The organism is Streptomyces sp. NPDC051172 (assembly GCF_040682555.1).
Taxonomy (GTDB): Bacteria; Actinomycetota; Actinomycetes; order Streptomycetales; family Streptomycetaceae; genus Streptomyces.
Map to the genome: position 1 here is coordinate 1 of NZ_JBFBBE010000144.1, position 21,072 is coordinate 21,072.

General features: G+C 69.6%; 4 protein-coding genes. 1 reads left to right on the plus strand and 3 read right to left on the minus strand.

Annotated features, from left to right (window positions below; all coding sequences use genetic code 11):
- From AB0N07_RS44125 to AB0N07_RS44135, 3 genes are all read right to left on the minus strand, one after another.
- The coding region (locus AB0N07_RS44125) for a hypothetical protein (RefSeq protein WP_365845412.1) at positions 1–16,186 on the minus strand (16,186 nt) is incomplete at its 3' end.
- Positions 16,187–16,269: 83 nt separating this feature from the next.
- Positions 16,270–16,776 carry a hypothetical protein gene (locus AB0N07_RS44130; protein WP_365845414.1) on the minus strand — a complete coding sequence of 169 codons (507 nt, stop codon included), beginning with the start codon at positions 16,774–16,776 and terminating at the stop codon, positions 16,270–16,272.
- A gap of 14 nt (positions 16,777–16,790) precedes the next feature.
- Entirely contained in the window at positions 16,791–19,730 is a 2,940-nt protein-coding gene (locus AB0N07_RS44135) for a WXG100 family type VII secretion target (RefSeq protein ID WP_365845416.1), read from the minus strand.
- Between the two features lie 202 nt (positions 19,731–19,932).
- On the opposite strand from AB0N07_RS44135, the gene AB0N07_RS44140 reads away from it, so the two are divergent.
- The gene (locus tag AB0N07_RS44140) at positions 19,933–20,637 is read left to right on the plus strand and encodes a hypothetical protein (RefSeq protein WP_365845418.1); all 705 of its coding nucleotides are present in this window, start codon (positions 19,933–19,935) and stop codon (positions 20,635–20,637) included.
- Positions 20,638–21,072 lie beyond the last annotated feature (435 nt).

The window sequence follows — 21,072 nt, forward strand, 5'->3', positions numbered from 1 at the left end:
CATCCTCTGCCGCCCGCACGGGATCGAGCTGCGGAAGAACCTCCCGGACCTTGTCGACAGTGCCGAGGAACTCCTCACGGTCCTCGGCACTGAGTGCCCCGACGTACGGCCACGTGACCGCCCCGCCGTCACCGCCAGCCACGGACCCCTCGACAGCAGGCGCCTCCAGCGCACCCGCGACCGGCCCCGCACCCGCGACCGGAAGCTCGGTCGCGAAGCCCGGATTCGGGAACCACCTCTGGTACTCGATCCTGATTCCGGCGCTGATCTGCCAGGCGCCCTTGACGAAGCGGCGCGCGGAACCGCCCGCGAAGAGCGCCTCCACCGCACCGGGGCCCAGTTCATAGCCGAGCGTCGCCCTGACGTCGATACCGCCCGGCGCGTCGATCTCGAAGACGAACCCCGAGCTCCACCCCTTCGCAGCCTCCCCGGCCGAACCGAAAGCGTCCACGAAGCCGGAATTTCTGTACGCCTTCCCCTGCTGGATGTGGCTGACGATGCTCCGGCCACCACCGGGGGGCCGCAAACCTTCGCGCCAAACAGTTGGGGGGTGTCGAAGGGTTGGCACGAAGAACAGTCGTTTACGGGACTCGACCAGCGGCTGCGGGACGATGCGATCCAGGTCCGTGGCAACAGCAGCACCCGCACCCAGCGTCTGCCGTGCGCTCGGTACGAGCCAGCCGGGGTCGAGATCATGAAGCGCGGACTCGGCCCCCCACACGATACCGAGCGCCTCCTCAGAGCCCCCGGAGCGGAGGTGGTCCCGGACCGCGGTCGATACCTCCACCACCAGACTGCGCAGATCCTCGTACTCGTCGGGGCTCAGCGCTGTCCCCAACGCGAACCTGCCGAGCATCCCGGCAAAGGACTGCACCCTGGCCCCGGAAAGCGGTGCCCGCGTACCGCCGTTGCGATCCGGCAAGCCCGCCCTGCCCGCCAACTCCAGGAAAGGCACGAAAGCCGCCACCACAGGAACCCTCTGGACGGCCTCTTGCAGTTTGTCCTCGGACAGTTTGTCCTCGGACAGCTGTTCCCGGAACAGCCGCAGACCGCCGGCCGGACCACCCAGCATGAGCTGGACCGGAGGCGCACCACCGGCACTGGGCAGGACACTGACCTTCCGGCCCTCCGCCGTGACGGTCCACCCGCGCAGCTCTCCCAGAAGCACGTCCAGGCCCGACCAGGACTTCGCCACATCGGTCGAGCGCAGCGCGGCACGGCCCCGCGCCAGCGCCACCAGCGCAGCACTGCGGCCCTGCTCCCCCTCACCCACCCCCACGGAATCGACCACGAACTTCGCGACAGGCGCAGTCTTCACCGGCTGCCCGGGCTCCACCGCGGGCCCCGGATACCACACATCGCCATCACCCAGATGGAAGTCCATCTGGCTCAAGAGCACCGTGACACCCGGCCCCTCGGCCAACGGCACACCAATAGCAGGCAGGGACATCAACGGCCCCGCCTCCACGATGTGCGGGTCCTCCACCTCCACCACGACAGCGCCCGCCCGGGCAGCCGGGTCGAGCAGCCCAACAACGGACTCCACCTCCCGCACGACGCCAAGCGCCCCCTCACGGACCTCACCCGACAAGGCTCCGGTCCGCGACGGCTCCGCCCGCACCGCCCGCGCCACGGCCTCCACCAGCACCCGCAGCCGCGCGTACGCGACACGCTTCAGCGGCCTTCCCTGCGCGAACCCCTCAAGCAACCGCAGCAAAGACCGCGCCTGGACCTCAGTGAGCAGAACCCGGGCAGGACCACCATCAGGCACCGGCAGCGGCCGACCACCCGCCAACTCCAACAAGAACGGCCGGAAAGCCACCACCACAGGATGCTCCACACCCTGCGCAACAGCCCCTGGCACCCCGCCCCCGGACGACGGCTCCCAGACCATCTCAGACCCGGCGGCACCACCAGCCGCAGACCCCTCGACAGCCGGCGCCTCCGGCGCACCCGCGACTGCGACCGGGGCCTCGAGCTCGGTCGCGAAGCCCGGATTCGGGAACCACCTCTGGTACTCGATCCTGATTCCGGCGCTGATCTGCCAGGCGCCCTTGACGAAGCGGCGCGCGGAACCGCCCGCGAAGAGCGCCTCCACCGCACCGGGGCCCAGTTCATAGCCGAGCGTCGCCCTGACGTCGATACCGCCCGGCGCATCGATCTCGAAGACGAACCCACGGCTCAGCTGCCCCGCAGCCTCCACGGCCGAACCGAAGGCGCCCACAAAGAGGGAATGTCTGTAGTCCTTCCCCTGCTCGACATGGCTGACGATGCTCCGGCCGCCACCGGGGGGCACCAAACCATCGCGCCAAACAGTTAGGGGGTGCCGATTGGCTGGCACGAAGAACAGTCGTTTACGGGACTCGACCAGCGGCTGCGGGACGATGCGATCCAGGTCCGTGGCAACAGCAGCACCCGCACCCAGCGTCTGCCGTGCGCTCGGTACGAGCCAGCCGGGGTCGAGATCATGAAGCGCGGACTCGGCCTCCCGCACGATGCCGAGCACCTCCTCGAAGCCCCCGGAGCCGAAGTGGTTCCGGACCGCGGTCGACACCTCCACCACCAGACTGCGCAGACGCTCGTACTCGTCGGCGCCCAGCGCTGCCCCCAACGCGAACCCGCCGAGCATCCCGACAATGGACGGCACGTCGAACACGGGAAGCTGTCCCCGCGCAGCGCCGAGGAGATCCCGCAAAGCCGTACTGCTCGCCAACTCCAGGAAGGGCCCGAAAGCCTGGAGCACAGAATGCTGTACAACCGTCTCGACGCTGTCCGGAGCACCCAGCACGAGCCGGACCAAGGGCGCGCCAACGGCACCGGGCAGGACCCTGACCGTCCGGCCCGCCGCCGTAACGTCCCACTCCCGCCGGTTCCCCAGAAGCACGTCCATGTCCAAGGAGGTCCGCGCGGAATCGGTGTAGCGCAGCATCTCGCGACCCGCCGCCAGCGCCGCCATCGCGGATCCCACACGCTGGCCCTGCTGGTCCTCACCCACCCCCACGAAATCGACCACGAACTTCGCGACAGGCGCCGTCTGCACCGGCTGCCCGGGCTCCACCGCGGGCCCCGGATACCACACACCGCCATCACCCTGGTGGAAGTCCATCTGGCTCAGGACCACCGTGACACCCGGCGCCGTGGCCAGCGGCGCACCAGGGTCAGGCAGGGACATCCCAGGCACCGCCTCCACAATGTGCGGGTCCTCCACCTCCAGAGCGACGGCGTTCTGGTAATCCCTACGGGGGACCTCGGTGGCGGGAGCCCAGTCGTCCGTTGACGGGGCCGACGACCCGGCCGTCGGCTCCGGGGCCGCAGCGAACGGCCGGCGCGGACGGTACCACACAAAGTCGGTTTCCCGCCCCTGAGCGTCTTCGATCAGGGACAACTCCGGGTCACGGCCGTCCAGGGGCGGCAGCACATCAATATTGCCCTGAGGAACGACGATGTCCATCCCGATCTCGTCCGCCAATTCCTGCGCCTGGCCCGCTTCACAGCCGAGCACGACCAGGATGTCGGTCCTGGGCAAGGCCGCGAAGCTCGCACGCCGGTTCAGCGTGCGACCGGTCTCCTTGCCGCCGACCCGGCGGCTCTTGCCGACCGACTGGGCGAGCGCAAAGCTCCGGGCGTCGGCGTGCGAACCCCAGAAATGCACCTGCGGCGCATCTACGCCGGGCCTGGAGCCGGACTTGGGAAGCCAGGGCAACGGCCGCTTCCTGCTTTGCCGCTCTGGCTCTCCCGTCTTCGGGTTGACACCGACACGGTATTGCACGTACTCCGTCAAATCGGGCAGGTACGTATAGGCCTCGCCGCGTATCTGCCACGCCGCCTCCGGGAAGGAGGCCCGGATCCACGCACCGCCGATGGTGGGAACCCGGTGGACCAGCGGATCGCCGACCGAGTCCTCGGTGTCCGGGGCGGCATCCGTACCTGCGGACGCCCCGGGACCGACAGGGCTGTCGGCGTCCGGCGCGGCGTCAACCCGGGTAGGTGGCGCGGTGTAGCGGGCGATGCCTGCCGGTGCCTCCGGGCCGAAGCTCCAGACGACCGGCTCGGTCGGGGGCACGGCGCCGGGCTCCAGGGTGGCTCCCAGGGCGCTCAGGGCTGCAGCCAGGTCGGGGACGGGCTGGCTCTCCCTGCGCTGTCCCGGCTCACTCAGCGCGAAGCCCTCGCCCGTGTCGACGCGCAGTTCCGCGCGGTCCGCTTCGCGGCGGACCGGCGTTCCGGAGACGAACTCCGTGGCGCCGAGCTGGACCGGCTGTCCCACCGGGGCGACGACCGGGGTGTTCAGGTCTTCGGCCACCTGCTCGGCGAACGACGGCAGACCGGCCCGCACGTTCTCGCGTCCGGCCTGGCCCGCCATGAGGACGACCGGTAGGCGGTGGTCCGGGTCCCAGGACGTCTGCTGCCTGATGTACTGCGCCACCTCGGTCGCGGTCATCCAACGCCCGTCCAGGTGCATGCGGTTGTAGGCGACACTGAACGAGCCGCCCAGGATGATCGCCCGGTCACTCGTCGGCAGCAGCGGGGAGACGCGGTTCGACGTGGAGAGTTCCTGGCTGCCGACGAACCTCGCTCCGGTGAAGCCGATGTTCTGGATGGTGTCCGGGGCCGGCGGCCTGGTTTCGGACGCCTGCGCCTGCGCCGCGGCCTGCCGCTGCTTCTTCAAGCGGTCGGCCTCGGCGCGGGCCGCTTGTGCCGCCAACTCGTCAGCGGCCGCCTGCCGTACCGCTGTTTCGGGGGCCTTGCCGCCCTCGGCTTCGACCTGACGCACCGTCTCCGCAGAGGCGTGAGCAGCCGCGGCAGTCTCCTTGACGCGTTGCTCGTTCCAGTCCGCCATCAGTCGGAACAGCTCGTCCTGCGCCTGGCGTAGGTCCCCGACCGGGTCCGCCACCTTGGAGGATTCTGCGGGAGCGGGCGACGGCTCGTTCCCCGCGGTCTCGGACGGCGTCGTGACGGTGCTGGGTTCGTGGGCCGGCCTCTTGGCACTGGTGACGGCTGTCGCGGAACGGCCGCCGGCGGGCTGCGCGTCCTTGTGCACCGCGTCCGCGGCAAGGTTCGCCTCGACCTCGGTCTCCAACCGCCAGCGGGCAGCGGACAGTTCGGCCTCGGCCGCTTGACGCTTCACCGTGGCGTCCGCGACCGCCTGCCGCGCGGCCGACGCGTCCTCCTGCGCCTTGCGGGCCGATTGCTGCAGCTCTGCCTGGTAACGGGCCACATCCTCCGGCGTGGCCCGGCGCTCCGGCCGCACGGTCTCCTCGCCCGCCAGGGCGCCCGCAGCCTCCGCGGTGGTGTGCTGACCACCGGCGGCGGACTCCGGTTGGTGCTTCGGCGTGGCGTCCGCGACCGCCTGCCGCACGGTCCGGTAGACCTCCTGCGCCTTGCGGTCCAACTCCTGCAGCTCCGCACGGTAACGAGCCACATCCTCCGGCGTGGCCCGGCCGGTCCACTCGCCCGCCGGGGCATCCGCGGACTCTGCGGTGGCGTGCTGACCGGCGGTGGCGGCATCCCGCGCCCGGGACTCAGCGGTGCGCGCGGGGGCCGTGGTCGCGGCCGTCTCCGCAGCCGCAGGGCGATCAGCGACAGCCGCGTCGCCGGTAACGGGATCACCGGACCGACCGCCCTGCGCGGTGTCCCCTTCGGTCTGCGGACGGTCGGAGCCGTCGGCGTTCTCTTGGCCGTCGGTCGCGTCCGTGCGCGTGGGCTCGGCGGCGGACGCCTCCTCCGCTTCCTCGGCCGCAAGGTGGGGTTTCTCTGGTGCGTCGATCCCCTTCAGCAACTCGGCCATGGAGGCGGAGAGCGGCGACTCGGCCTCGGGCCGTTCTGCCACTGCGACCTGCGGCTGCGCCTGCCTGCCGGAGGCCGCGCCGCTGTCCTCGGACATCTGGAGCTGGAGCTCCGGTTCGCTCTCCAACCTGTCGGCAGCGGTGGTGTCCGGTTCGGCGTCGCTGTGGTCGCCGTACGCGCTCTCGGCGTCTGCGTCCGGCTCGCTCCACGTATCCAAGCCGCTGTCACGTGCTGACGTGTCCTCGCTGACGGCCGAGGGGTCCTTCGTACCGGGCGCGCTCTCACCGGCCGCAGGCCGGTCCTTCCAGCCCGCCACGCCGTCCGTCGCGCGCTGGATGTCCGCCCATGCCTCGCGCATCGCCGCGGCATCGCGTGATTGCGACGCCTCACGGAGATGGTCCGCCCAGTCCTCGGCGGCCTCCTGTGACATCCCGGACCTGAGCGCCTGAGCGCGCGCGGCGTCCTCCTGCCGCTGCACGGCCCACTCGTGCAGCACCTCCCGCCTTGCCTGCCGCAGATCGAGGAGATGGGACGTCAACGCGTCCATCACCTCTTGTACGACAGGTCGGCCCCCGCGCTCGAACTCCTTCGCCGCCAAGGCACCCCATGCCTTGGCCTGCTGTGCCCCCTTCATCAGGTTCGACCGGGGTTCCGTCACCGCCCGCTGCCGGAGCGCATAGCGCTCCACCAGATACGCGACGCGTTCCGCGGTCAGGTCGTCGCGCCGCGGGTCGAAGTCCCGCCCCGTCACCAGGGCGTGCCACGAGGTCTCCTGCGCACCGAGTACCGCGGTGTCCGGCTGCTTATGGCCGGCCGCGGCCAGGTCCGCGCGTTCGGCGAGGTGATCCGTCAGGATCTGTGCCACCTCGGCCCTCGCCGCCATGTCACCGACGGTCTGTTCGGCCTCGGCCAGCCGGCTGCGCAGATCGCTGACCGTCTGCGCCTCAGCGCTCCCGCGCACCTCCGCCTGAGCAGCCGCCTGGGTGTCCGACGTCGCCGCCGCCGGCTTCGACGGCGTCTCGCTCCGGGGCTGTTCGGCGGCATCGAGCCGCGCCCCTGCCGCCTCGGCGGTCCGCTGTCCGAGCGGCTCCTGCTTCGGGCCGAGTTCGGCCTTCACCCGGTCCGCGTGCACCGCGGCCTCGGCCGCCTCCCGCTGTGCATCCGACGCGTCGAGCCGCGCCTGCTCGGCCTTCCTCGACCAGTATGCCGTGAGATTTTCTGCGTCGGTGCCGCGCCGTTCGCCGGTCCCGTCCCGAGTGCTCTCCGCTCCGTCCTGAGTCCTCCGCGCCCCCTTCTGTCCCGCTCGGGCGGGGTCGGTGAAGAAGCGTGCCATCACCATCTCGTGTGCCGCGGGGGTATCCCGTTCCTGCGGTACCGCTTCCCCCCGCGCCTTGCGCAGTTTCCGTTCTGCGGCCCGGACAGCGTCCTCGGCCTTGTGCACCAGGTCCAGTGCTGCCGTCCTGCGTGCGCCGGTGGCGTCCTTCTCCCGCAACTCCGTGGCCAAGTCGCCCTGGGCCGACGCCAGTTTCTCCTGCTCGCGCTTCAGGGCGTTCTCAGCCTTGGCGACCCGCTTCTGTGCTGCCGCGAACGCGGCCTTTTCGGCCTGACGTTGCCGCAGTGCCTCCGTCGCCGCCTTGACCGTCGCCGTCTTCACGGACAGGTCACGAGCCGTCTCCGAGGCCCGGGCCTGAGCGGCCTTGACCTCCGGCGAGTCCGTGGCCTCGCTCTCCCGTTTCTCGTCCAGCTTCGCCTTGGCTTCCTCATGGGCCTGCTCCGCCACCTGCAGGGCGGCCTCCGCCTCGGCCAAGCGTTTGCTGATCGCACGCTCCCGCACTGCCGGATCGATGAACTCCTCCGGATGCACCCGCTGAAGGCCGGACGGCGCCGCCTCCGCGTCCTGGTGTGCCGCCCGCGCAGCCGATTCCGCGTTCCTCGACGCCGCAGCCGCCCGATCCGCCCTGAGCTGCGCCCACCGGGCCTCCACCCGAGCCTGGACCAGCAACTCCTCGGCCGCCCGCAGGGCGGCGAGCCGTGCTTCCAGGGCATCGATCACCGGCTGCACAGCGGAGGTGCCGTGGTCCCGGTACTGCTGCGCGGCCCACGCACCCCACTCGTCGGCCTCACCCCAACGGGCCGCATCACCCAGCGGCAACTTCCGCCCCGCATACGACGCCGTGTAGTACGCCAGACGCTCCGCAGTCAGAACGCCCTCGGCCAAGCCCTCGTCCGAGCTCCTTCCCAGCACGCTCTTCCAGGGCTTTGCGGCAGTCACCTCGGCGGCCCGCTCCGGCCGCTCGCCGAATACACCATCCGCCCGGACCCGCGCCGCCTCAGCCCGGATCGCCGCGACCCGCGCAGCACCCTGTGCGTGCAACTCCTGCCGCTCGGCCTCGTATGCGTGCCCACCCGGCGCGCGTGTGGCCTCTGCGTGCTTCTCCGCCGCCTCCCTTGCGACCGCGCGCTCCGCCTCGGCGATCTTTGCGGCTGCCTCCTTGCGAACCGCGGCCTGGCGCCGGTCCGACCCGACCCGCGCCACCGCGGCGTGCACCTGAGTGTCGCGCAGCGCGTCCTCAGCCTTGAACACCTGGTCGAGTGCCGCCTCGCGAGCATCGGCATCGTCCCGCTGCTGTCGCAGAACCGTGTCCAGGACCGTTTGCGCCTCCGCAAGATCAACCGCCGCGAGATCAACCCGCGCATCCGCCTCGACCGCCTCGGCGTCCTCCACGGCGCGTCGGGCCTGCGTCACCCGCGCCCGTGCGGCCACTGCCGCTGTCTCGGCGCCCTTGCTCCCCTGCCCGGCATGCCCGTCCGCCGAAGCAGCGTCCATCCCCTGCCGCACGGCTTCGAGCTCTGCCTGCGCCTGCTCGAGATCCGACAGCTTGGCCCGCGTGGCCGCCTCGGCCTGCGACATGCGCGCCTGCGCGGTCTCGGCATCCGTCCGGATCTGTGCCCGCTCCGCCGCGGCCTGCCTGGCCGCCAGCCGATCCGCGTGTTCCTGCGCCGCCCTGGCCTTGTCCTGAGCGTCGTCAAGTGCCCGCACCGCGTCCGCGAACACCCGCCGCTCCGCGGTGAAGTGCGCGTCGCCGGCGATCTGGCGCTGCTCCGCCGCCTGCAACTCCTCACGCGCCGCCTTGAACTCGGCCTGCGCCTCGTCATGAGCCTTCTGTGCCTTAGCCAGCCCGTCACGCGCCGCCTCGACCTCCGCCTGGGTGGCGGCTCGGCGCCGCTTCGCCAGACGCCCGGACTTCGCCTTGGCGCTCTTCAGCGTCGACGCCGCCTCACGGACGGTCTCCCGGGTCGCGGCCTCCCGGGTCCTGGCGGCCTCCACCGCGGCTGTGTCGGCCTCAAGGCGCTGCCGCGCCTCCTCTATCCGCGGCAGCAGCTCTATCCTGAGTTCCTCCAGCGTGGCCCGAGCGGTGGCCACCTCCGACCGCAGGGTGTCAGCGATCTGCTGAGCCTCGTCCACGGTCGGCTCCGCCTGCGAGGACCGCTTGCCGGTCTCGGACGTGGACGACCGCGCCTCCGGCTGCTCCCGCAGGGCGGCGAGCCGTGCTTCCAGGGCATCGATCACCGGCTGCACAGCGGAGGTGCCGTGGTCCCGGTACTGCTGCGCGGCCCACGCACCCCACTCGTCGGCCTCACCCCAACGGGCCGCATCACTCAGCGGCAACTTCCGCCCCGCATACGACGCCGTGTAGTAGGCCAGACGCTCCGGAGTCAGAACGCCCTCGGCCAAGCCCTCGTCCGAGCTCCTTCCCAGCACGCTCTTCCAGGGCTTTGCGGCAGTCACCTCGGCGGCCCGCTCCGGCCGCTCGCCGAATACACCATCCGCCCGGACCCGCGCCGCCTCAGCCCGGATCGCCGCGACCCGCGCAGCACCCTGCGCATACAACTCCTGCCGCTCGGCCTCGTACAGTGCGGCCTTCGCTTTGACGACGTTCCTCGCGGCTTGGGACGGTCCGTCCAGCATCTCGGCCGCCTTGCCGACGGCCGCGTTCCCCGTGTCCTCTGCTTCCTGCTCCGCGCGCTCCGCCTCGGCGATCCTGGCAGCTGTCTCCTTGCGACCCGCTGCCTGGCGCCGGTCTTCCTCGGAGACGTTCGTGCGGCCGGACCGCTGGTCCGCCGCGGACTTGCCGCCCCCCTCGTGTTCCTGCGGGGATGCCTCGGCCTCGGACACCCGTGCCTGCGCGGCCGCAGCCTTGACTTCAGCGGTGTGATGGGCCCATATCGCGTCCGCGACCACCCTCCGCAGTGCGGTGAGGTCCGCTTCAGTGACCGGCTGCTGCTGCTCGGCCGCCTTCCGGTCCGCGCGCACTCGATACACCTTGCGTTGTGTCGCCTTTCGGGCCTTCTGTGCCTTGGCCAGCCCGTCACGCGCCGCCTCGACCTCCGCCTGGGTGGCGGTTCCGTCCCGCTTGGCCGCCGCCACACGCTCGACCTCCGCGTTGGCGCTCTCCACCTTCGACAGCGCTTCGCGGTCGGTCTTCTCGGCCTCGGACTCCAGGGCCTTCGTGGCCTGCACCGCGGCGGTGGCCTTGTCGAGGCGCTGCCGCGCCGCCTCTATCTGCGGCTCCAGCTCCGACTTCAGCTGGTCCAGCCTCGTCTGAGCGAGAGCCACGTCCTCGCGCAGGGCGGCCACGACACGCTGGGCCGTCGACTGTTCCTGCGCCCGTGCCTCGCGCAGCGCGCCCTCAGCCTTGAACACCCGGTCGAGCGCCGCCAGGCGAACATCGGCGTTGTCCCGCTGCTGCCGCAGCATCGTGTGGTCCAAGTCCGCCCGCGCCGCCGCGAGCTCCGCCTCCCACACCCTCCTGTCGACGGACCGAACGGCCAACTCCGCGTCGGGCCCCGCCGACCGCACCGCATTGAGGTGCGCGGCACTGGCGGTCTGGCGCAGCTCCGCTGCCAACCGGTCCTCACGCGCCGCCCTGAACTCGGCGTATGCCTCATCATGGACATTCTGCGCCTCGATCAGCCCGTCGGTTCGGCCCCGCTTCGCCGCGCCACGCCTGGACACCGCCTTGGCGCTCTCAAGCTTCGACGCCGCCTCGCGGCCGGCCTCCCGGGTCTCGGCCTCCCGGGTCTTTGCGGCCTCCACCGCGGCGGTGTCGGCGTCAAGGCGCTGCCGCGCCGCCGCCATCTTCGGTTCCAGCTCCGACTTGAGTTGGTCCAGCCTGGTCCGAGCGGAAGCCGCGTCCGACCGCAGGGCGTCCGCGACACGCTGAGCCTCACGCGCCGTCGCTTCCGCCTGCGAGGTCCGCTCACCCGTGTCGGTCATGGACGGCCGCACCTCGGCCGACGCGGCGCCGGACAGCGTGTCGTGCGTGGCCGCACGGCTGCCGTCGTCGGCGGTGTGCAGCACGTCCTGCACCTGCTCCTGCTGCCGCGGGAGTTCGGTGTCCGGTCCGGGAGACGAGATCCTTCCCTGCGCCTCAACATCCTGCCGGACAGAAGAATCGAAGAGGCGATCCCATACCGGGGCCATGTTCAACCTGCTGACAACGCGGGCGGCCTGCCGTTGACGTTCATACGCAAAAGCCTCCAGCTGGCGGGCATGGTGCACCTCCCACTGCAGCCCCTCGTTCCGCACGACTTCGTCGGCGCGCTGTCGGGCATATGCGAGCGCGGCCGAGGCCTCCTCGTATTTCCGCCATGCCTTGATCCGCACGTCCGACACACTGGACATCCCCGACCGTACGGCCGCTTCTTCCTGCTGCGCGGCCAGTTGCACTAGGCCGTCGTCGGCGTGGGTGTCCGCTGTCTCCGCGGCGGTTGTCTGCGCGGCGGTGGTACGGGACTCCGATCCAGCGTGGTCCACCCCCTGATCCTGCGGCCGGGCGGACGCGGACTGCTCCCGTGAGGCCGACTCGTGGAGGGCCTCTTCCTCGGTGCGGTCGGTGGACCGGCTGATGACAGACGTGGCCCGGGACACGGCCGGCCGCTGAACCGTTTCCTGTACTAGCTGATCACCGACGGAGCGGTCCTCGGCGGACGGCAGGCGGTGGTCCTGGCCGGTCCCGGGCACCGATGCCGATTCCGCTCCCGGCCGGGTTCCGGGCTCGGGTGCCGCTTCCGCCCCTGCCTCGGTCTCTCGCCCGGGCTCGGTTCCGCTCTCAGGTGCTGATTCCCTCCCCGGTCCCGATTCCGGCCGGGTTCCGGAATCGGGCGAGTGCGGCGCTGCCGCCGGGGCCTCGGGCGACGGAAGGGAGTCCAGGGTGTTCTGGAACGTGTTCTCGTTGTTCTTCTCGTGCTGCAACCACGCGTCGATGTTGTGTTTTCCAAACGGCGCGGAGATCGCGTCGTAGGTACGCACGGTCTCGACGCCGAAGTCGTCGGCGGTGAGCTTGGCGAGCGCGTCGGCCGATGAGAGCGTCTCCCCCTTCGGGGCCTCCGACACCGCCTTCCCACCGAGTGCATGGAACGCCTTGGCGGCGCCCTCAAGGACAATCCGCAGGTCGAGTTCGTGGTCAAACCGCGCCTCGATCTGGGAGTCGAGCCGGGCTCGGTTGTCGTCGTAGGAGCGGGCGGGCCGGTTCTCATCGCCGTCCCAGCGGAGCTGAACGTGGGCCCGGCTGTCAGGGTTGTTCGCGTAGTCGTACCAGTGCTCGTCCACCGCCTTCTCGTTGGCGTGGGTCAGCTCCGTGGTCAGGCGGTCCCGGGCCGCCTGGTCGAAGGAGCGCAGCCGGCTCTCCTCGTAGCGGTTGAAAGCGTCCTTCAGCTGCCGTTGCAGGTCGGCGTTCTTGAACTGCCTGAACTCGGCGTGCCCGATCCTGCTGTCCAGCGTCTCGAAGACCCGGTCGACGTGCTGCTGCCAGACGTGGTCGAATTCCTCACCGGCCCGCGATGCCCGCGCTCCCACGTCGGTTGTGTTCCGGGCCTGCTGGTAGGACGAGTGGAGGTCGTCCTGGAACTCCTGACGGAACCTGGCGAGGTTCTCGGCATCCAGGGCCGGCTGCTCGTTGAACCGCTCCTCGTAGTCAGCAGGGTCGATTCGCTCGTCCAACCGCCGCGTGGCGTGCTCGACTTCCCTGGACGAGTCGGCGAGCAGAGCGATCCTCTGCGGCAGGTTCTCGCGTAGTTCCGTGGTCTGCCGGTCGATGGAATTCAGCCGCGCCGCCGGGTCGTCGGGGAACTCCTTGTACGCCTTGTCGACGACCGAGCGGACCTTCGCGAAGGTGTCGGCGCGCAGGTGCGACAGGGAGGTCGGCACATAGCCGTCCTCGCCGGGACGCGGCTTGCCGTTGTCGGCTTCGTACGTGGCCTCTTTGTAGCGGTCGGTCTCGAAGTCGTCCCGGCTGGGCAGGCCCTCTTCCTCGCGCAGATGGCGCCCGCGCATGTCGTCCTGGCGCACCTGGTCGACCGCCTTCGTGAAGTCCCTGTCGATGTGCTCCAGTTCACGATGGCGTGACGACGCGTTGGCGAAGAAGCGGTCGGCGGTCGCCGCGTGCCGCTCGTAGGTGTCGGACCACTTGGCCTCGTCGAAGCCCTCCCGCCACTGCTGCTTGAAGTCGTTGAGAACGGCGTGGTGGAAATCCGCCTCCGCCTGCACACGGCCGACGCTGCCCAGGTAGCGGCCGCCGTAGAGGTCCTTCTCCTTGAAGTTCGCGTAACCGTGGCTCAGGACCTCCTTAGTCCTGCCGGATTTCTCCAGGAATCCCAGGAGCCGGACCGTACCGGCGTCGCGACCGGCGAGGTAGGAGCGCCACTTGTCGGCCTGCGCGGCAAAGTCGCGACTGCCCGCTGATGCAGACCCTGCGTTGTCCTTCTCATGCGCGGAACCGGTCTCGTGCGAGGACGTTGCGTGCGCGGCGGACTGCGTGCGGACGTGGTCGCCCACACTGGCGGCGGTTGCGCTCTCCGGGCCCTTGGCCTCCTGCTCCGTGCGCACCGCTTCGGCGGAGGAGGACCTTGCCTCGTCGGTCTTTGCCGCAGCAGGCGCAGACTTGTTCCCGGCTACCGCACTCCGCTGTTCCGCCGCGGACTTTCCGCCGCCCCCCACGTGTTCCTGCCCTGCCGCCCGAGGACCGGTCTCGGCCTCCGACACCCGCTCAGAACCGGTGTCCCCCGACCTGGTGGACGGCCACGCCCCGACCGCGCCCGACCGCCCGTCGCCCGCGGCCCGCTCGGCTCCGCCCGCCGCCGCTTGCGCCTGCGACGTCCGCTCGCCCGTGTCGGCCGTGGACTGCCGCGCCTCGGCCGACGCCCGCTCGGCGTTCCCGGTCCCGGCCACCTCGCCCTTCGTGCTCGGTTCGGATCCACGGACCTCGGACGCCGACTTGGCCGACGCCCCGTGCAGCGCCCCGTCGGACGATGACATCACCGCGGCGGGTTCCACCGTTGCGGTCTTGTCCGCCGTCAGTCCGTCGGCCGCCGTCCGGACCCCGGCGGTGCCCGGCACCGACTCGCTGTCCGGCCTGGTGAGTGGCTTCGTGATCGCCCCTGGCACCCGGGCCGGGGCCGACGCCGCGCTCTTTGCCGGCTGTAGCAGGCGACCGCCGAGGCCGCCTTCCGACGTGAGCGGATAGCGCCCGGCGTTCGGAACCCGTTGCGCCCCGTCGGCGGCGGACCTCACAGAAGCGCTGCCCGCCGTGTCGTGCGCGCCAGCGCCAGACCCACCGTCCACGAGTTCGGCCCGCTGCGCCGCCACCACATCAGCCGGCTGCATGACCTTCGGCTTCCCCACCGGCACAGAGCGCACCGGAGAAACCTTCTCCTCAGCAGACACCGCATGGGACGCCGAGTCCGGCGTAGACACACGACCGCTGTCAACAGAAGACCTGGCAGAGGTAGCCGGCGTGGCCGAACGGGCGCTGTCGACGGTAGACCTGGCGGACGCGCTCTCCGGCGTGGCCGGCGTAGCCGGACGGCTGCCGTCGTCGGCGGTGCGCAGCGCGTTCTGCGTCTGCCTCAACCCGGTGTCGATCGTCTTTGCCGCCGTGGACGCGGCCGAGTCCGCGGCGTGCGTGGTGTGGTCACCGGCGCCGGACGTCTGGGACGGCGTCGGGGTCTGGGGGACGGTCTCGTGAGGCGCGGCAGTGGTCGGCTGGGCCTCCAGGTTCGTCCGCACGCCTCGCACCGCGCCGGACGCGCCCACCGACTCGGCAGCGCCGGAAGCACCAGACGCGCCGGCCTGCTGCCCGACCGCCGAGCTGTCCGTCGGCTTCTGCACAGCCTGTTGTGCCGTCTTGGCCACTCCGCTCAGGCCACCGCTGACGTCCTTCAGGACTGCGCTGCTGCTACCAGAGGAGTTGTCCCCGACTCCGCTCGTGGTCGCGTTGGGGTTCGTGCCGACCGCATCGGACTTCGGGGCGGACTGCACCGGCTGGGCGCCGTCGGTGGCGGCCTTGACCGCCGAGGAGCCGCCGGGCGAGACGCCTGCGTCCACCGGGGTCACCTTGTTCGATACGGCCGGTGCATCGCCGCCGGTCCGGACGGTCGTGGCGGGCTCGGCCGCCGCAGTGGTCCGAGGCGCCGTGGAGGTGACCTTCGAAGCCCCGCCGGTACCGGCCGTTGTGATCGTGGCGGAGTTGACCTGGGCCTCCGAGGACAGCGTCAGGTCGGACTTGTTGAAGCCCTTGGACGAGTCGACCAGCGCCGCGTCGACCGAGGTGACCGACGACGGCAGCGTCAGTCCCGTCCCGGTCCCCTTGCCCGTCGCGGCACCCGTCGAGACCTGAAGATCGGCGGTGTTGACGTTTACGTTGACCTTTTTGGCATCGAACTTCGCCTTGAGCGAGTCGGCCGCGCCCTTCACGGCCATACCCGCGACAGCGCCCAACCCGCCCCACAGCAGCGTGTTTGCGATGAAGCCGGGCACCTCCTCAAGGGACGTGGGGACCGGGATGAGCTCCTGCAGACTTGTCGGCAGACCGACGGCCGCATTGCCCGCGGCCACCGAGGCCGCGTTGATACCGAAGCCTTCGGCTGAAAAAATGAGAGCGTCTACGCCGAACTGGCCGATTTTCGCCCAGGCGCTGGCCGAGCTGTCGGCGTAGCTGACGAACTTGAGGGCGTTCGAGGCCATTGTGCCGAGCGCCTCGACGGCATTGCCGATCGTTTCGAGGACCCCGCCTATGGCAGCCATCGCCGCCCCGAGCGTAGCCAGCAGTGCGGGCAGCGCGAACGAGAGCACCCCGAGGACGAAGCCGACGATAGCTTCGACGAGCCCCTTCCACCAATCCTTCGTCTGTGAAATCTCCTCTCTGGTGCGCTCCAGGGCGTAATAGTTGATCATTTCGCCGGTGTGCCAGATCTCCTCGCAGACCTGTTTCACCGCGTCCGACACCGAGACGGAGGCATCCTTCATGGCCTGCCAGGCGCTACCGGTCCACGACAGGCCACCCAGAGAGCCGATCATGCTACTCAACTTCTCGAACAGCAGGTCGCCGAAATTGATCAGCATATTCCCGAGGTTATACGCGGGATTCGGGTCCCATTTTTTGGTCTTGAGCTGGTTCGAGTCGTTGGACATGATCTGGCGCTACCTCAGAGTCCGATTTCGTTGACCGCGGTGGTGTGGTAATTTCCGTTGATGCCGCTTGGCTGGTCCACGGTGGTGTGCGACGAACCACCCGAACCGCCGGACTGCGCCAGCCCGTTACCGAGATTCCAGAACATCGCCTTCACGGCACCCTCGCCGTTGGCGTAGTTCCCGGCCGCCTTGGCGACACCTTTGGTCAAGGCGGGGATGACGCCCTCGGCTCCAGGATCGGCGGCGTAGAACCCCCCAAAGGTGAGGGTATTGACGATCTGAGCGGCCTCGGTACCGTAGAGTTCACCCGTCACCTTCGACCAGCGCTGGTTGAAATCATCGGCCACGTCCGCCGAGTCACCGGTCCAGGAAATCCTCAGCTCACTCAGACAGTTCATGATGTCACCCAATGCGGTACCGATGTTCTGAGCGGCATCGGTCAATTTGTCACAGCTGTCGCTCAGCGTGATCGGATCTACCGCGAGCTTGCTGGAGTTGTAGTCCTTGGGAATGCTTTGCATGGTCGGGTACCCCCTCAGGAGACCTGCAGATTGGAGACGTTGGTGGTCTCGGCGTTGATGTAGTTGTTCCTGCTGGTCGTCATGCGTTCGATCATCTCGGTGAGGAGATCCTGGAGGGCCGTCATGGTGCCATCGGCCTCGAAGGCCACGTCTTGGAAGGTCTTACCGGCCGGACCCGTCCAGGCGAATTCGATGTTCATGTACTGATCCTGGATGACCTTGATATTTTCCTGGATCACATCGGCCCGGTTCTGTACCAATGTGATGGCGTCTCCGAGGTGGCCGATGTCCACGGCCCACGCTCCGGGGGTCATCACCGTCTGCCCGTTGGCTAGAAGCAACGAGCCGTCGCTCTGTTTCGTGGCGCTTTCGATGCCGTTGTCGGTGACGAGATAGGTGGAGCCGTCGGACGCGGTGAAGAGGCCGGACTGCGAGTCGAGCGTGCCGTTGAGGACGGTGCCGTCCGCCAGGACGACGGTCGAGCCGTCGGACGAGTAGAAGTCACCGCCGGACATGTAGCCGTAGAGAACCTGGCCGTTGGGCAGGGTCTTGGTGACCCCGTCCTTCAGGAAACTGCCGTCCGGGGTGCTGAGGCCGTGCTCGACCTCTCCGCTCGCCGAGACATAGGCGTTCCCGTCCTGGGAGATCCATCCTCCGTCCGAGGTGCTGGTCCCCAACAGCGTCTGGCCGTCCACGGTCCGCGAGGTGAGGAAGGACCCGTCCGACGTGGTCTGTCCGGTCGCGACCGTGCCGTCCGGGCTGATCTGGGTCGTCCCGTCCTCCGACTGCCACGTCCCGTCACTCAGCACGCTTCCGTACATCTGCTGACCGTTGACGGTCCGCACCTGGCCGTTCGGCAGGAACGAGCCGTCCGGCGCGGTCAGCCCGTTCTCGACCTGACCGTCGCTGGAGACGTACACGGTCCCGTCCTGCGACAGCCACCCCCCGTCGGCGGTGCTGGTGCCCAACAAAGTCTGACCACCCACCGTCCGCGACGTGAGAGACGAGGTGCTGTCAGACGAGGTGCTGTCGGACGCGCCCTGCGTCGTCGTCGACCCGTCGCCGGCGACACCGCCGTCCGTCGCGTTCGCCGTCCCCGTGCCGTCCCCGCTCGACAGGCCGTCGGCGCCCGTGGAAGACCCGTCCGCCGCAGCCTGCGCGGCCGTCGCCGTCTGGCCGTCCGAGGCGCCCTGACCGCCCGTCGTGGTCTGGCCGTCCGACGTGACCTGACCGCCCGTCGTGGCCTGGCCATCCGAGGTGACCTGACCGCCCGTCATGGTCTGATCGGCCGATGCCGTCGACCCGTTGTCGGCAACGCCGCCGTCCGTCGCCGCCGTGGTGCCGTCACCGCCCGACACACCGCCATCGGACGGGTACGACTCACCCGACGCCATCTGCCCGTCCGAAGCTGCCTGGCCGTCCGGCGCGAACGACCCGTCCGGCAGGGTCTGCCCGCCCGACGTCGTCGCGCCGCCACCGGCGGAGCCGTCCGAGGTGGCCGTCGTCGTCCCGTCCTGCGACGCGAACGAACCGTCACCCAGACCAGTACCGAAAGCCGTCCGACCGTCGACCTGCTGCGCTTGGCCGTCCGTCGGAGAGGCGACGGCCGGTGCTGTCAGGCTGCGTTGGACTTCGCCGTCACCGGAAACGTGGACCGATCCGTCCTGGGATTCCCAGCCCCCGTCCTGCGTACCCGAGCCCCACAAATCCCGGCCGTCAATGGTCCGCTGGGTGAGGAACTGCCCATCGGGCAGGGTCCGGCCGTGCTCGACGGCTCCGTCAGCGGTGACCATCGTCGTCCCGTCCTGGGACTGGAACGATCCGTCGTCCAGACGGCTGCCGTAAACCGACTGGCCATCGATCTGCTGGACTTCGCCATTCGGCAGGAACGAACCGTCCGGCGCGGTCAGCCCATGTTCGACGGCACCGTCACCGGAGACGTAGGCCGTGCCGTCCTGAGAGATCCAGCCGCCGTCCCGTGTATCCGAACCCCACATCTGCCGGCCGTCAACAGAATGCTCCGTCAAAAAGTGACCATCAGACGCCGTTCGCCCATGCTCGACCGCACCATCGGCCGAGACCATCGTGCCGCCGTCCTCCGACCGGAACGACCCGTCATCCAACCGAGAGCCATAAACCGAATGACCATCGATCTGCCGGACTTCACCATTCGGCAGAAACGAACCATCCGGCGCCGTCAGACCATGCTGGACCTCACCACCATTGGAGACATAAGTCTTTCCGTCCTGGGAAATCCAGCCGCCGTCCTGCGTTTGCGAGCCCCACAAGTGCTGGCCGTCGATGGTGCGTTCGACGAGGGGTTGTCCCTGTGACATGCCCTGGCTGGAGGCAGAGTCGCCCGAGCTGGGTGTCGTAGTCGTCGAGTTCGCCGGTGTCGGCGATTCATGCGACGTCGATGACTGCTGCGCCGGTGCCGCAGCGTCATGCGATGTCGATGACTGCTGAGCCGGTGTCGTAGCGTCATGCGAGGTGGACGAATGCTGGGTCGGCGCCGTCGAGCCGTGCCGGGGCACGGCCTCGTTCTGCCTGCCGCCGGCTGCGGTACCCGCCCCCGCCCCGGGCATGCCGCCGCCGTTCGCGTGATCCGCCGCGGGCGGAGTAGCGGAAGTCGAGGTGCTGTTTCCGTGCCCGGACCGGTCTGTGTGCCCAGCGTCTCCCCGGCCGACGCTGCCTCCGTCGCCGCTCTCGCTGGTCGCGCGGCTGAAGAAACCCCTGTCCAGATGAATCAGCGGTCCGCTGTCAGGCGATTGTCCGGCATCACCGGAGGCGGAGGCGTGCCCGTCGACCGCCGGTTGAGTCGCAGAGGAGTTCGGGGCGGAGTTCACGGAATCGGACGCCTGGAGGTCCTGACCCGCCGGGTCGCCGGTCGCGGGTTCGAACAGCTCCCGGTCCACATGGATCAATGCCTCACCGTCGCCGTTCGTGTCAGCCATCCCGCACGTCTCCTCTTCCCACCCCGGAGGCACCCACATATATGTCCGCACGTTAAGGGTCGCGGGATGGCCGGAGATTGAGTAGCTCCTCTTCCGGGCGCCGGATGACGTCCACGAACGAGGACGTCGAAACCGCGCCGGGCAACACGTCATCATGAATGGTCGATCAGAAGGCCGCTGGCCTGAGAGAGCGGGGTGTCCCATGACCGATAACCTGAGCCCTATCGCATCGCAATACGACGGCGACCCCTGGGTACCGAACATCGACCCGAGCTCAAGCGATCAGAAGAAGGCGGCCCAAAGCTACGAAGACGTCTACGGGGTCTCGGCGACGAAGAATTCCGACACCAGCGGCACATCCCCGGAATCCCAAGTTCTGGGGGTCCTACAGGACGAGCTCCTGTTCATGGAGGGGATGCCGACGCTGAGCACGGCCTACAACGTGGCCCCGGACTTCGTGCCCGGCAAGCCGGGAGGCGGATCGGGCGGCGCCATGCCCACCCTTCCGGACAGTGCGCCCTTCATGATCGACCTCGGCACGCTGCACGCGACGGAGCAGACCTGGGTCGACGAATGCGCGCTGGCTACCGAAGGGTACGAGGACGCGAAGAAGCAGGTGCAGGCCGCCATCGACGATCCCAACCTGTTCGGCCAGGATTGCGGTACGGTTTCGGACTCGCACCAGCTGGGCGGCCTGACGTGGACCCCGGACCCCCTCGCCGACGGCGGAGCGCAGTTCGCCGCAGCGGTCAACCCCCAGTTGATTCAGGTCATGCAGGACGCTGCCGGTGCCATCGAGTTGATGGGTACGTTCGCGGCGTTGCTGAACAACGCCGGCCAGACGTACGCCGAGGCAGACGCACAGTCGGCCTTCCCGGACATCGGCGCGCAGGCCAAGGCGATCTGATGGAGGGCAACTCACCGTCGGCCCGGGTAACCGGTTCCGGTGGTACTGCCCGAGGAGGTCAAGCGACGGCGACGGGATAACGACGAAGGCGGGCCGAGCCAGGTCGCTGTTCGGCCGGCTGCTGCGGGCATGCCTGGACTGACTGGTGCAGGGGGCTCAGGGGATCGAGCACCCGCCGTGAACCATCGGCCGTCGAGCCGTAGCTCGGTATCTGGGCTGCTCAGCGACCTGATGGCGTGGAGTTTGGTAAAGAGGACGGGCGCGCGGGACGGACTTCGCCACCGCGCCTCGGCGCATGCGTAGCCGCACCATTAACAACAGCGCAGAACATGCGACGACGGCGTCCGGCCAAGTATCGGCCGGACGCCGTCGGGCTTTCCGTAGCCGGGCCGGGCGGCCCGGCGGGGCTCAGCCGGTGGCCAGGGGCGGCAGGTC